This window comes from Hylemonella sp. P2_B10, from assembly GCF_056404875.1.
The window spans coordinates 948,730-962,314 of record NZ_JBFUDE010000001.1 but is presented as its reverse complement, the minus strand read 5'-3'; the positions used below and the strand labels follow the sequence as shown (position 1 = coordinate 962,314).

Annotated in this window: 13 protein-coding genes; 10 read left to right on the top strand and 3 right to left on the bottom strand. The window is 65.1% G+C overall.

The features are described from left to right. The first annotated feature begins 30 nt into the window (after window positions 1–30). On the top strand, window positions 31–1,362 hold the full coding sequence (glmM, locus tag AC1DX2_RS04655) for a phosphoglucosamine mutase (RefSeq protein WP_477195116.1): 1,332 nt from the start codon (window positions 31–33) through the stop codon (window positions 1,360–1,362). A gap of 4 nt (window positions 1,363–1,366) precedes the next feature. Then, complete coding sequence (locus tag AC1DX2_RS04650; protein ID WP_477195115.1) at window positions 1,367–1,915, top strand: GNAT family N-acetyltransferase; 549 nt, start codon at window positions 1,367–1,369, stop codon at window positions 1,913–1,915. A 3-nt stretch (window positions 1,916–1,918) separates the two neighbouring features. Here AC1DX2_RS04650 and AC1DX2_RS04645 read toward each other — a convergent pair whose 3' ends face one another. Next, a complete protein-coding gene (locus tag AC1DX2_RS04645; protein WP_477195114.1) occupies window positions 1,919–2,287 on the bottom strand; it encodes a PilZ domain-containing protein in 369 nt (122 codons plus the stop codon). Window positions 2,288–2,394: 107 nt separating this feature from the next. Between AC1DX2_RS04645 and AC1DX2_RS04640 the strand changes: the two genes are divergently transcribed. The 6 genes from AC1DX2_RS04640 to AC1DX2_RS04615 all read left to right on the top strand — a co-directional run bounded on the left by AC1DX2_RS04640 (window position 2,395) and on the right by AC1DX2_RS04615 (window position 8,593). Next, window positions 2,395–3,015: a prepilin-type N-terminal cleavage/methylation domain-containing protein gene (locus AC1DX2_RS04640; protein WP_477195113.1), complete on the top strand. Its 621-nt coding sequence runs from the start codon at window positions 2,395–2,397 to the stop codon at window positions 3,013–3,015. Next, window positions 3,008–3,490 (top strand): prepilin-type N-terminal cleavage/methylation domain-containing protein, encoded by a 483-nt coding sequence (locus tag AC1DX2_RS04635; RefSeq protein ID WP_477195112.1) that lies wholly within the window; start codon window positions 3,008–3,010, stop codon window positions 3,488–3,490. The genes AC1DX2_RS04640 and AC1DX2_RS04635 overlap by 8 nt, the downstream gene beginning before the upstream one ends. A 2-nt stretch (window positions 3,491–3,492) precedes the next feature. Continuing rightward, window positions 3,493–4,326 (top strand): PulJ/GspJ family protein, encoded by an 834-nt coding sequence (locus AC1DX2_RS04630; RefSeq protein WP_477195111.1) that lies wholly within the window; start codon window positions 3,493–3,495, stop codon window positions 4,324–4,326. Next, complete coding sequence (locus AC1DX2_RS04625) at window positions 4,323–4,760, top strand: hypothetical protein (RefSeq protein ID WP_477195110.1); 438 nt, start codon at window positions 4,323–4,325, stop codon at window positions 4,758–4,760. The genes AC1DX2_RS04630 and AC1DX2_RS04625 overlap by 4 nt, the downstream gene beginning before the upstream one ends. A 21-nt stretch (window positions 4,761–4,781) precedes the next feature. After that, window positions 4,782–7,967: a DUF6701 domain-containing protein gene (locus AC1DX2_RS04620; protein ID WP_477195109.1), complete on the top strand. Its 3,186-nt coding sequence runs from the start codon at window positions 4,782–4,784 to the stop codon at window positions 7,965–7,967. Between the two features lie 119 nt (window positions 7,968–8,086). Beyond that, window positions 8,087–8,593: a DUF3016 domain-containing protein gene (locus AC1DX2_RS04615; protein ID WP_477195108.1), complete on the top strand. Its 507-nt coding sequence runs from the start codon at window positions 8,087–8,089 to the stop codon at window positions 8,591–8,593. 49 nt (window positions 8,594–8,642) lie between these two features. Here AC1DX2_RS04615 and AC1DX2_RS04610 read toward each other — a convergent pair whose 3' ends face one another. Together AC1DX2_RS04610 and AC1DX2_RS04605 are read right to left on the bottom strand one after the other, a co-directional pair. After that, window positions 8,643–9,206 carry a PEP-CTERM sorting domain-containing protein gene (locus AC1DX2_RS04610; protein ID WP_477195107.1) on the bottom strand — a complete coding sequence of 188 codons (564 nt, stop codon included), beginning with the start codon at window positions 9,204–9,206 and terminating at the stop codon, window positions 8,643–8,645. Between the two features lie 164 nt (window positions 9,207–9,370). After that, entirely contained in the window at window positions 9,371–11,590 is a 2,220-nt protein-coding gene (locus AC1DX2_RS04605) for a sensor domain-containing protein (RefSeq protein WP_477195106.1), read from the bottom strand. A 219-nt stretch (window positions 11,591–11,809) separates the two neighbouring features. Here AC1DX2_RS04605 and AC1DX2_RS04600 point away from each other — a divergent pair, with 219 nt between their 5' ends. Both AC1DX2_RS04600 and AC1DX2_RS04595 read left to right on the top strand, forming a co-directional pair. Continuing rightward, on the top strand, window positions 11,810–12,658 hold the full coding sequence (locus AC1DX2_RS04600) for a GNAT family N-acetyltransferase (RefSeq protein WP_477195105.1): 849 nt from the start codon (window positions 11,810–11,812) through the stop codon (window positions 12,656–12,658). Next, the gene (locus AC1DX2_RS04595; RefSeq protein ID WP_477195104.1) at window positions 12,658–13,533 is read left to right on the top strand and encodes a UDP-2,3-diacylglucosamine diphosphatase; all 876 of its coding nucleotides are present in this window, start codon (window positions 12,658–12,660) and stop codon (window positions 13,531–13,533) included. The genes AC1DX2_RS04600 and AC1DX2_RS04595 overlap by 1 nt, the downstream gene beginning before the upstream one ends. Window positions 13,534–13,585: the final 52 nt, after the last annotated feature.

Sequence of the window (13,585 nt, the reverse complement as noted above, 5' to 3'; positions counted from 1 at the left end):
CAGAACCATAAAGACCCCAAGGACATTCCCATGAGCAGAACCTATTTCGGCACCGACGGCATACGCGGCACCGTGGGCCAGGCGCCCATCACCCCCGACTTCGTGCTGAAGCTGGCCCACGCGGTGGGCCGGGTGTTGAAGAAGACCGAAACCCGCCCCACCGTGCTGATCGGCAAGGACACCCGCATTTCCGGCTACATGCTGGAAAGCGCTTTGGAAAGCGGCTTCAATTCTGCCGGCGTGGACGTGGTGCTGTTGGGCCCGTTGCCGACCCCCGGCGTGGCCTACCTGACGCGGGCGCAGCGCGCCTCGCTGGGCGTGGTCATCAGTGCCAGCCACAACCCCTATCCGGACAATGGCATCAAATTCTTCAGCGCCAGCGGCACCAAGCTGCCCGATGCCTGGGAACTGGCGGTGGAAGAAGCGCTGACCGAGCCGCCGGCCTGGGCCGATTCCAGCGCCTTAGGCAAGACGCGCCGGCTGCAGGACGCCGCCGGCCGCTACATCGAGTTCTGCAAGAGCACCTTTGCCAACGACCTGACGTTGAAGGGCATGAAGATCGTGGTCGACGCCGCCCACGGCGCGGCCTACCAGATTGCGCCCAAGGTGTTCCACGAACTGGGTGCCGAGGTGGTGGCCATAGGCTGCAACCCCGATGGCCTGAACATCAACGACCACGTGGGCGCCACCCATCCCGAGGCGCTGGTGGAGGCGGTGAAGGTGAACAAGGCCGATTTCGGCATTGCCCTGGACGGCGACGCCGACCGCCTGCAGGTGGTGGACAGCCAGGGCCGCCTGTACAACGGCGATGAACTGCTGTACCTGATGGCCGACGAGCGCCTGGGCCGCGACGAGAACGTGCCCGGCGTGGTGGGCACGCTGATGACCAACATGGCCATTGAGGTGGCGTTGGCCGCCCGCGATGTGCAGATGGTGCGCGCCAAGGTGGGCGACCGCTATGTGCTGGAAGAGATGGAAAAGCGCAAGTGGCTGCTGGGCGGCGAGGGCTCGGGCCACCTGATCGCGCTGGACAAGCACACCACCGGTGACGGCCTGGTCTCCGCGCTGCAGGTGCTGCAGGCCTGCGTGCGCAGCGGCAAGGCCATGGCTGAGCTGCTGAAGGACGTGACGCTGTTCCCGCAGACGCTGGTCAACGTGCGCCTGCAACCCGGCCAGGACTGGCAGGCCAGCCCCAGGCTGGCCAGTGAGACCGAGGCGGTGAAAGCCGAGCTGGGCAACAACGGCCGTGTGCTGATACGCGCCAGCGGCACCGAGCCGCTGGTGCGGGTGATGGTGGAGGCGCGCGACCCGGCGCTGGCCAAGGCCTGTGCCGAGCGCATTGCCCAGACGCTGAAGGTTTGAGGCCATGACCGAGTTGAAAGACGCGCCGGTGCGCGTGCTGCGCGCCGACTACGCCAACCCGGTGCACGCCGCTGCGCTGGTGGCGTTGCTGGACGCCTATGCGCTGGACCCCATGGGCGGTGGCCATGCGCTGAGCGAGCACGCCAAGCGCAACCTGGTACCGGCGTTGGCCGCGCGCCCCTGGCAAGCCTTCAGCGTGCTGGCCTATGCGGGAGGCGGGGCGGGCGAGGGCGAGGGCGAGGGCACGCCCATAGGCCTGGTCAACTGCCTGGAGGGTTTCTCCACCTTTGCGGCCCAGCCGCTGGTCAATGTGCACGACGTGGTGGTGCTGGACGGCTGGCGCGGCCGCCGCGTGGGCGAGCAGATGCTGGAATTGGTGGAGGCCCTGGCGCGCGAGCGTGGCGCCTGCAAACTGACGCTGGAGGTGCTGCAGGGCAATCCCCGCGCCATCCGGCTGTACGAAAGAGTGGGCTTCGCCAACTACCAGTTGGGCGACACCAACGGCAATGCCATGGTGTTGCAAAAATGGTTGGAGCCGGCTGGCTCAGCCTGAGGCTCAGGCTTCGTGAACCAGATTGGCCAGGTCGCGGTCCAGGATGCCGGCGTCGCCGGCGTTCAGTTCCACCAGCCGGCGCAGGTGGGTGATGCTGTCCAGGTCAATGCTGTCGCAGTGCAGGCCCAGGTGCTGGCCCTTGGCATAGGTCACCGAGGTCTGCATGGCGATGCTGACGCCTTCGCCGAGGTCGAATTGCAGCATGCCCTTGGCACCGGTCTGCCCACCCCAGGGCTGGTCGATCTCCAGCAGCGCGCCTTTTAACGACACGTCCAGCAGCTGCGCCTGCAGCTTGTTTCCACCGACGCTGAAACGCACGGGTGAATGGAACACGGAGCGCCAGAAATGGCGCCGTTCGGAGGCCTGGTTCACGCTGCTGTCCCTTTCACGCGGCTGCTGCTGCGGCAAGTATCGGCGCCCCCCGCTCCCCTGTCAAACCCCAAGACAAGGCCGCCGTGCGCGCCCTACAATGCAAGATCATGACCTTACAAGGCAGAGAATCGCCAGGCATGCGTTGGGTGGGCGCGCCGGGGCTGGCAAGCCGCTCGCCGGCAGGATGGGCGCGCGGCTTCACCCTGGTTGAGCTCATCATGGTCATCGTGCTGGTGGGGGTGCTGTCCGTGGTGGCGGTGCCCAGGCTGATCGACAAGTCCGACGTCAGCGCCCGGGGTTTTCACGACAGCACGCTGGCTTACCTGCGGTATGCGCAAAAGACCGCCATTGCCCAGCGCCGCACGGTGTGCCTGGACTTTGGTGGCGTCAAGACCTCGCTGACGCTGAAGATTGCCAATACCTCGGCCGACAGCGCCAATTCCAACATCTGCACCGTCAATCTGGCAGGGCCGGGGGGCGAGAACCCCGCCTTGCTGCAGGCCCCGTCCAGCTTCACCGGCACACCGCTGGCGCAATACACCGCTGTCCCCACCAATTTCAATTTTGACGGCCAGGGGCAACCGGTGAGCAGCGCGGGCAGCACCGGTACATTGCTGTCCAGCGCACAGGCGCTGCAGGTGGTTGCGTTGGACAAGACAGGCACAGCGACGATGCCGGTCGTCAACAGCATCTCCGTGGAACCGGTCACCGGGTACGTGCATGAGTAAGCGGCGCCAGCGCGGCTTCACCCTGGCCGAAGTCATCATCTTCATTGTGGTGGTGAGCCTGGGCATGGCCGGCATCCTGTCGGTGATGAACACCACGGTCAAGTCCAGCGCGGACCCGATGCTGAACAAGCAGTCGCTGGCGCTGGCCGAGTCGCTGCTGGAGGAGATCCTGTTGAAAGACTTCGCCAAGCCACCGGGCAGCGTGGTGCCGGGAGCGGGCTCCGGCGGTGCGCGGACCCAGTTTGACTGCGTGGACGACTACAACACCTACAAGACCACCGGTGGCATGGTGGATGGCCGGGGCAACGCCGTCAGCGGCCTGTCCGCCTACAACTACGCCCAGGCTGGCGGTGGTGCCGGCGTGGTGGTGGCGCCGGCCACGGTCAACGGCACGGCCACCAAACGGGTGACCGTGTTCGTCACCGGTCCTGACGGCATCACCATCAGCCTGATTGGCTACCGGGCCAGTTACTGACCATGGCGCACCTCCAGACCCGGCAACAACAAGGCTTCACGATGGTGGAGATGGTCATGGTGATCGTCATCCTGGGCGTGGTCGGCGGCATGGTGGCGGTGTTCATGAAAAGCCCGGTGGACGCCTACTTCGCCACCGTGCGGCGCGTGGCGCTGGCCGATGCCGCCGACCTGACGGTGCGGCGCATTGCCCGCGACCTGCGCACGGCGCTGCCCAACAGCGTCGGGCCGTCGGCCTCGGCAGGCCTGTGCATGGAGTTCATTCCCACCAAGGCGGGGGGGCGCTATCTGGCGGATGACTCCGGCAATGCCTTCAAGGCCAACACTTCCATCACCGGTTTCAACGTGCTGGGGCCGGTGGGCAGTGCCCCTGCTTCGCAGTTGGTGGCTGTCGGCGACTATGTGGCGGTCTACAACCTGGGCATCACTGGCGCGGACGCCTATGCCCAGAACAACGTCGCCCGCATCACCGGCCGCTCGTTCTCGCTGGCCCCCACCATCACCAACCTGCAGATCGTGGCCACCACCTTTCCGCTGGCCTCCGGCAGCAAGCGCGTGCATGTGATTCCGGCCAATGAGTTGTCGGCCGCCTATGCCTGCGATCTGACGGCCGGCACGCTGACGCGGCGCAGCAGCAGCAGCTTTCAGCACATTTGCGGCAATGCCGGCGCCACCACCAGCAACGCGGTGCTGGCCAAGAATGTCAGCGCCTGCAGCTTCGACTACAGCGGCGTGGACCTGCAGCGCAATGGCCTGGTCAACATCCGCCTGTCGCTCACCGACAAGGGTGAAACCGTCAACCTGGTGCATGAAGTGCGTGTGAGCAATTCGCCATGAGCGGCCGTGCACGCTATCCCGCCCAGGCCGGTTTTGCCGCCATTGCCGCCATTTTTCTGGTGGTGGTGCTGGCCGCCATGGGGGCGTTCATGGTGTCCTTCTCCAACACCGCGCAATTGACATCGGCGCAGGACCAACAGGGTGTGCGTGCCTACTGGGCGGCGCGCGGAGGCCTGGAGTGGGGGCTGGCGCAAGTCACCACCAACCCGGCCACCGTGTGTCCCGCGCCGGCCAGCACCACCACGTCCAGTTCTTTCACGCTGGACGGTTTTGCGCTGACCGTTTCGACCACCGCCAATTGCTACCTGGAGGGCGGCGTGCCGGTGTTCCTGTACCGGGTGCAAGCTACGGCCAGCCCGGCCGGCACACCGGCGCCCGTACGAGGCGACCTGAACTTCATCGAGCGCAGTGTCTCGGCCACATTGGAGAAATAGCGCATGGATGGAGCAAACCCCATGGCATGGTTGAGTTTCGGGCTGACCCGCCTTCGGTGGGTGGTTTGGGTGCGCGGGCGCGGCGTGTGGGCGCTGGCAGGGCTGTTGTTGCTGGCCTGCCAGCCTGTTTCCGCAGCCACCAACTACACCTTCCCCGGCAACCTGCCCGCTGGTTGCAGCGGCACAGGCCCCACCTACACCTGCAGCAACGTCACGCTGGGGTACAACGACAGCATCACCATCGCTTCGCCCAAGCCGGCTACCATCACGGTCACCGGCAACTTCACCACCGACACCAACAACATCAATTCGGCCGGCACCGCCGCCGATCTGACGCTGAACATCAGCGGCACGCTGACGATGGGCTACAAGCCGACAATCAACGCCAACATCACGGCCGGCACGGTGACCGACTCGGGTGGGCAGGGTACGCTGGGCGGCAGCCTCACCGCTACCAGCGGCAACATCTCGCTGGGGTTCAAGACCAACGTGGCCGGCCATATCAGCAGCACCGGCTCGGGCAGTGTCACGCTGTCGCAGCAAGGCGTCTACGGCGGCAACGTCAGCAGCACCAGCGGCAACATCACCATGGGGCAGACGGCGCAGATCAGTGGCAGCATCACCACCACCACCGGTAGCGTCACTGTGGCCCAGTCTGCCCATATATTTGGCAGCATCAGCAGCACCAGCGGTGCAGTCGCCATGAATTTCGGCGCCACGCTGGATGGCGGCATCACCACCAGCGGCGCCGTCACCGTGGCGCAAAACGCCGTGGTGAGCGGCAACGTGGCCGGCGGCACCGGGCTGGTGGATCTGCAATATGGCTCCCAGGTCACCGGCACCATCACCACCAGCTCCGGCAACATCCAGCTGGCGCAAAACGCCAAGGCCCTGGCCTGCGTCAAATCCACCACGCCCGGCACCATCACGCTGGGCTACCAAGCCCAGGCCAATAGCGTGTGCTGCGGCGCCAGTTGCACCAGCAGCTGCGTGGTCAACAACTCCAACGGGGCGATGCCGGCCTTGTGCACCCCCAGCTCTCCGGCCGTGGACCACTACGAGCTGTCGTTGCCCACGGCCAGCCTGAGCTGCCTGTCGGCCACCGCCACCGTGACCGCCTGCGCCAACAGCAGCAGCCCGTGCACCAACGCCGCGACCAACGTGAACGGCAAGACCGCCACGCTGGCCACGAACGCCGGTTCGTTGGGCAGCACCACGCTGACCTTCAATTCGTCGGGCGTGGCCACCACCACCTTGTCTTATCCCGGTGCCAGCAACGGCGCTTCGGCCACGGTCACACTGTCGGCCGAGCAGGTGACGGCCGCCAACGCGCGCAAGTGCTGTCCCAATGGCAGCAATTGCACTGCCGCCAGCAGTTGCGGCATCACGTTCAATACCGCCGGCTTTGTGGTGGCTGCGGTCGCGGATGGTGCCACGACCAGCGTCGCGAACCAGGTGGCAGGCACCACGTCCAGCAAATACTACTTGCGGGCCTTGCAGACCAACACCACGAATGGGGCTTGCCAGGCGGCGTTGACCGGTGCCAATGCGGTCAACGTGGGCTACGAATGCAACAATCCCGGCAGCTGTTATGCGGCGAACCAGATGAACATCATTGGCGGCGACAGCTTGGGCAACGACACCGCTCCCACCACAGTCACCCGCAACAACAGCGGCAGTGTGGGTTCCTACCAGCCGGTGAACCTGTTTTTCGACAACAACGGCAATGCCCAGTTCAAGCTGAGCTACGCGGACGTCGGGCAGACTGCGCTGTGGTTCAACAAGTCGGTGGGTTCGGCCACGCTCAATGGGTCATCCAACACATTCGCCACCAAACCGGCTGCTTTTACGCTGACCAATGTGAAGCGAACGGCGTCGCCACAGACCGCCAACCCTGCGGCCACCACCGCCTCGAGCCCGGTGTTCGTCAAGGCGGGTGAGGCCTTCACGGCCACCATCACTGCGGTGACCTCGGGGGGCGCGGCGACGCCGAGCTTTGGCAAGGAGTCCAGCCCTGAAGGCGTGTTGCTGACGCCTTCGCTGGTGCTGCCGACCGCGGGCAACGGCATACCGGGCATTGTGTCCAATGGCACTGTTGCCGGTGGCAGCTTCAGTGCGGGCGTGGCCACCGTCACCAATCTGGCCTACAGCGAGGTCGGCATCATGGCGCTGATTCCGGAAGTGGCCGATACCGACTACCTGGGCGCCGGCAAGGTCAATACATTGCTGCAGGCCAGTGCCAACATCGGCCGCTTCATTCCTGATCACTTTGCCGTCAACGCCAATTCACTGACCCCGGCCTGTCCCGTTGCCACTCCCTTCATCCCCTTCACCTACTTCGGCCAGAACGGCATCACCACGGTGTTCACGGTGACCGCACAGAACAGCGCCAACACCACCACGCAGAACTACACCGGCGCGCTGGCCAAGCTGGACCTGACCAGCTACATCGCGTTGGGATTCACCGCCACGCTGACACCGGCGGCGGCAGGCTCCACGCCGTCTGTTGGTACACCGGCGCCCAGCGGCACCTGGGCAGCCTATGGCGCCAGCGGAGGCTCCGGCGTGGCGACGGTGACCGCCAAGCACCAGCTCAGCCGGCCCACCGCCTTGGCGGGTGAGACGTCTGCCGTCATCAACGCCGCGCCCAATGATGGTGAGGTGCCGGTCGCTGCCGTGGCTGCCATCAGCAATCCCACCAAGCTGCGCTGGGGCCGGCTGCAGTTGCTCAACAGCTTCGGCTCGGACCTGTTGAACCTGCCCATGCAGTTGGTGGCACAGTATTACAACGGCAGCGCCTTCACCACCAACACCGATGACAGCTGCACGGCGCTGGCCACCAACAATGTGGCTGTGGTCAATCCCCAGGGCGGCATTGCCTCGGCCAGCGCCGTCACCGTGGCTGCGGCCGGCGCGTTGACCGCGGGGCGCGGTACGGTGACGCTGAACAAGCCCAGCAGCGCGCTGACCGGGATTGGCAGCGTGGACGTGGTGCTGAACCTGGGCAGCAGCGGCACCACCACCATCTGCCCACCCACGCAGACGCCGTCCCTGGCGGGCACCACCTCGGCCGCGCTCGGTTTCCTGAGTACCAACACCTGCGCCGCCTCGTCAGCCAACAGCAGCAGCTTTGACCGCAACCCGGCCGCGCGCGCGACCTTCGGCACCTACAAGAGCCCGCTGATCTTCCTGCGTGAAAATTACTGACAAGCGGTGGCAAAACTCTGTAAGCAAGTGTCAATGCACAGCGCAGTTTCCGGACGGCGCGCTATGCTTGTCTTATCGTCCCTGCAGGGATGAATGGTCCAAGACGGAAGGAGGTTTCCATGCTTGCACGATTGAACAAACTTGCTTTGGTGCTGTCGCTGGTGGGGGCGGTCGGCGCGGCCCACGCGGGTACGGTGGTGGTGTCGCTGAATCATCCAGAGACATTCAAGGACGCCGTGGATGCCCCCGGCCCTTACCCCACAGCCAGCTTGCAGGAACTGACCCTCTACCTGCAGCGGCTGGGGCAGAAGTACCTGCCTGCCGATCAAACCTTGTCCATCGAGTTGCTCGATCTCGATCTGGTGGGCAAGTTGCAGCCCTCGCGCCGCACCGTCAGCGGCTGGATACGGGTGGCCCGCAGCCCGCTGGATTGGCCGCACGCCAGGCTGCGCTACACACTGGTGTCCAATGGGCAGGTGCTCAGGAGCGGTGAAGAGTCCATTTCTGACATGGCCTTTGTCAGCCATATCGGCATCTACGGCGCTGACCCGCTGCGCTACGAAAAGCACATGCTGAACGACTGGTTCCGCGCCCGCTTTGTCAGCGGGGTACCCGCCAAGTCCTGAGCAACAAAAAAGCCCCGCGTCCCGGGGCTTTTTTGTGAGTGACGGGGCCTCAGACAGGCTTGGCCGTCCTGCGCCGCAGCAAGCCTGCAGCAGCCAGGCCCAGGCCGATCAGCGCCAGGGAGCCGGGCTCGGGCACATCGACGCTGGCTTCTCCGTTCACGCCGCCAGTCCTGATCAACCGGGCGGCTTCGCACAGCGGATCGTCACCTGCCATGCACTCGCCATTGGTCGAGCCGGCAAAGGACAAGCCCATGGGGCCGCCCGCATTGGTCAGCGCGCCGGTGAAATCCAGGTCGAAAAAACGGCTCAGGTCGTTGGCTTCCCAGGTGAACTCGTTGCCGGCAATGAATTTGTTGAGGAACAGCGTGCTGTTCGAATTGTCGTAAGTGAACGGCGTGGTGAAGAGGCCATCGCCCGCCGTTGTGGTGATGCTGAACGTGGACAGGCTGCTTGTCGACGAGTTCCAAGCGCTGTCCCAGGTGAAGGTGCCGCTGGCGGTTGCGCCATCGCCAAAGGTGGCGTTCACGGTCCAGGTGACGGGTGATGCCTGTGCGGACAGAGCCGCAGCAGCCAAGGCGCAACTGGAAAGGAGTTTCTTGAAGACGGATTTCATGGTGTGCCCAACTTGCATTTGCTCGATACTAAGCAAATTTCGCGCCATGAGAGCTAACCTTATGATATATAAAGGTTAAATGGCAATTTGAGCAAACCTTCTGTTAAATTATCCGACACCCTGTGCCAAGGCTGATAATGGCCGCGGGGCGGCTGTGTCAACGGTCACTTTTGCAGTTGTTGGTTGAAAAAGGCGAAAAAGTCATCCGGCGGCAGCGGCCTGCTGAAATAGAAGCCCTGCACCTCATCGCAACCCCGCTCGCGCAGGAATTCCAGCTGCCCCTCGGTTTCCACCCCCTCGGCAATGGTCTGCATGTCCAGGCTGGCGGCCATGCCGATGATGGCGCCGACGATGGCCTTGTCTTCCGGGTCGTCGGTGATGTCGCGCACGAAGGACTGGTCGATTTTCAGCTTGTAGACCTGGAATTTTTTCAAATAGCTGAGCGACGAGTAGCCGGTGCCAAAGTCGTCAATGGACATGCGCACGCCGCGCTCATGCAGCTTGTTCATCACCGCAATGGCGCCCATCGGGTCGGTCATGGCCACGCCCTCGGTCAGCTCCAGCTCCAGCAGGTGCGGCGGCAATTGCTCCTCGGCCAGGATGCGCGCCACCAGTTCGGGCAAGTCGGCATGGCGAAACTGCACCGATGACAGGTTCACCGCCACCGTGATGGGCGGCATGCCGGCGTCCAGCCAGCTTTTCAGCTGGCGCACCGCGTTGCGCAGCACCCATTCGCCGATCGGCAGGATGACGCCGGTGGTTTCCGCGATGGGGATGAATTCGCCCGGCGACACCATGCCCAGTTCTGGGTGTTGCCAACGCAGCAACGCCTCGGCACCGACGACGCGGCCGGTCTTCAGCGACACCTGGGGCTGGAAGTGCAGCCGCAGTTGGTCGCGCTCCAGCGCCCGCCGCAGCGCGTTTTCCAACTGCAGCATGCGCGCGGACTGGGCCTGCATCTCGCCGGTGAAGAAGCGGTAGGCGTTGCGGCCGTCGCGCTTGGCGCGGTACATGGCGATGTCGGCGCAGCGGCACAGGGTGTCGAAGTCAGCGCCGTCGGCCGGGTACAGCGCCACGCCCATGGACGGCGTCACGGTGAGCTCGTGATGGCCGATCTGGAACGCCTGCGCCGTCAACTCCAGCACCTTGCCCGCCACGTGGGCCGCGCCTTGCGCGTCCGTGCCGGGCAGCACCAGGATGAATTCGTCGCCGCCCAGGCGCGAGACGGTGTCTTGCTCACGCACAGCGGTGCGCAGGCGGTTGGCCAGCGCCACCAGCAGCTCGTCGCCTACGCGGTGGCCCAGCGAGTCGTTGACGTTCTTGAAATGGTCCAGGTCCAGGAACAGCAGCGCCACCGGCTCACCGCTGCGCTGGGCAATGCTCAGCGCCATGTTGCCGCGCTCGGCCAGCAGCGCCCGGTTGGGCAGGCCGGTCAGCGTGTCGTAGTGGGCCAGCTGCTGGATGCGCGCCTCGGCCACCTGCTGCTCCATGATCTTCTGCTCCAGCGCCTGCACCGTGCGGCTGAGTTGCTGGGTGCGCTCGGCCACCATCTGCTCCAGCTCGTCCTTGGCCCTCACCAGTGCGGCCTCGGCGTTCTTGCGCGCGCTGATGTCCATGGTGATCCAGATCGAGCCGCGCGACAGATCCTGCGGGTCGATGGTCTTGCTGCGCACCTCGCACCAGATGGGGCTGCCGTCCTTCTTGCACAACAGCATCTCGCCCTCGAAGGCCAGACCCTTGCTGAACGGCTCGTAGCAGCGCCGGCCGGCTTCCTCCCAGTCGGCATCGGTCAGGTACCACTGGCGCGAGGAACTGCCATGGAGTTCACCCGGCGCATAGCCGAACAGGCTCTCGAAAGCGGGGTTCACCTGCGTCACCTTGCGCTCGCGCAGGGACACGATGCCCACCATCGCGTGGTCGAAGATCAGCTTGTGCTGGGTGGTGACGGCCTCCAGCTCGGCCTGGGCGCGTTTTTGCTGGTCGACGTCGTCGACGATCCAGATCGACCCCTCCTGGGGCTCGGCCGGGTTGAGCAGCCGCCCGGTCAGGCTGGCCCAGAACAGCTGGCCGCTGCTGCGCTTCATCAGCCGCTCGGTCTTGTAGGACTGGCCGGTGGCCAGCACCGGGTAGGCCTCGGCCCCCAGGCGCTTGAAGGCCGGTTCGTCCGGGTAGATCAGCAGGCTGCTGGTACCCACCATGCTCTGCGCCGACGGAAAGCCGTAGATTTCCGCATAGCGCTGGTTGCAGCGCACCACCTGGCGTTGCTTGATGAAAGCAATGCCCACGCCGGCGTTTTCCAGGATCGCGTCCTGCTCGCGCAGCGTGTGGCGCAGCTGCGCATTGGCATCGGTGCCCGCCGGAAGGGGGTGGGGGACGGCACTCATCAGTCTTGTGGCGTTTTGTCTCTGGGCCCGCTGAAGCCTTGTGATGATGACATTTTGACTTAATTCCGCCGCCTGCCATTGGGTGCAAGCCCTGAGTCGACTTGGCCCGGCGCTTGTGCCATGTCATGCAACCGCCATCAAACTGACATTCTCGCGTCACCGCGCTCTTTCACACTTCCTTCGCCAGCCACGCGCTGGCCCACATCTGAAGGAGCCGCCATGAAAGAGATTCCCAGCCCCACCTTCCCGCTGTCACCCGTGTCCCTGCCCAGGGGGTCACTTCACCGACCTGATCACAACCTCCACAGTGAAAGTGGCCAGCACCTCGGTCTTGGCGGGCGCGGCGGTATTGCGGTGGCTTGGGCCCAGCACCTGGACGAAGTCCGCGAAGCCCAGCGCCTGAGGTACGACGTCTTCGCCAACGAAATGGGCGCTCGCCTGAGCACCCCGCTGGCCGGCCACGACATGGACCTGTTTGACGATTTTTGCGAACACCTGATCGTGCGCGACGCCGCCACCCGCCAGGTGGTGGGCACCTACCGGGTGCTGACGCCGGCCCAGGCCCAGCGCGTGGGCAGCACCTACAGCGACACCGAGTTTGACCTCACCCGCCTGCGCTCCTTGCGCAGCCGCATGGTGGAGCTGGGCCGCAGCTGCGTGCACCCGGAGCACCGCCACGGCGGCGTCATCATGGCGCTGTGGGGGGCGTTGGCCGAGTTCATGGTGCGCAACCAGTTGGACACCATGATCGGCTGCGCCAGCATCCCCATGCTGCACAACGGCGTGGTCAGCGGTGACACCGCCGCCAGCATCTGGCGCCAGGTCAGCCAAACCCATCTGGCGCCGATTGAATACCATGTGCGCCCGCGCCTGCCGCTGCCGGTGGAGCGGCTGGATGCCAGCCTGCCGGTGGAGCCGCCAGCGCTGATCAAGGGCTACCTGCGCCTGGGTGCCAAGGTGCTGGGCGCCCCGGCCTGGGACCCGGACTTCAACACCGCCGACCTGCCCATGCTGATGCGCATTGCCGACCTGCCGGCGCGCTACCGCAAGCACTTCCTGGGGAACTGATGCGCACCAGCTTCGATGCCCTGGGACCGTGGACGGACGGCCACCTGGCCGAAGCCGCTGCGCAAGCGCCCACCGACGACCACACCGACGATGCCGGTGGCAAGCGCTACCGCGCCGTCTTCGTCTCCGACATCCACCTGGGCACGCCGGGCTGCCAGGCCGAGGCACTGCTGGACTTCCTGAAGCACCACCCCAGCGACCACCTGTACCTGGTGGGTGACATCATCGACGGTTGGCAACTGCGCCGCCGCTGGTTCTGGCCGCAGGCACACAACGATGTGGTGCAAAAGCTGCTGCGCCGCGCGCGCAAGGGCTGCCATGTGACCTTTGTGCCCGGCAACCACGACGAGTTCGCGCGCCATTTCCTGGGCCACCAGTTCGGCGGCATCGACGTCGTCGGCGACACCGTGCACACGCTGCTGGACGGCCGGCGCCTGTGGGTCACGCACGGCGACTATTTCGACGCGGTGATCCAATACGCCAAGTGGCTGGCCTATGTGGGCGACAACCTGTACGAGTTCACCCTCAAGCTCAACCGCTACCTGAACACCTGGCGCCGGCGCCTGCGGCTGCCCTACTGGTCGCTGTCGGCCTACCTGAAGCTGAAGGTGAAAAAAGCCGTCAGCTACGTCAACGACTTCGAGGTTGCCGTGGCGCAGGAGGCGCGCCGGCGCGGCCACCATGGCGTGGTCTGCGGCCACATCCACCGCGCCGAGATGCGCGAGATCCACGGCGTGCTGTATTGCAATGACGGTGACTGGGTGGAAAGCTGCAGCGCGCTGGTGGAACACCTGGACGGCCACCTGGAACTGGTGCAATGGGCGCCCGACCACGAGATCGTGGAGCGGCCGCAGGCAGCCACCGTGACGGCCTGAAGCTTGATGCCTGTCACGAATTCGTCATCAAGATTGTCAACAATCGGTCATC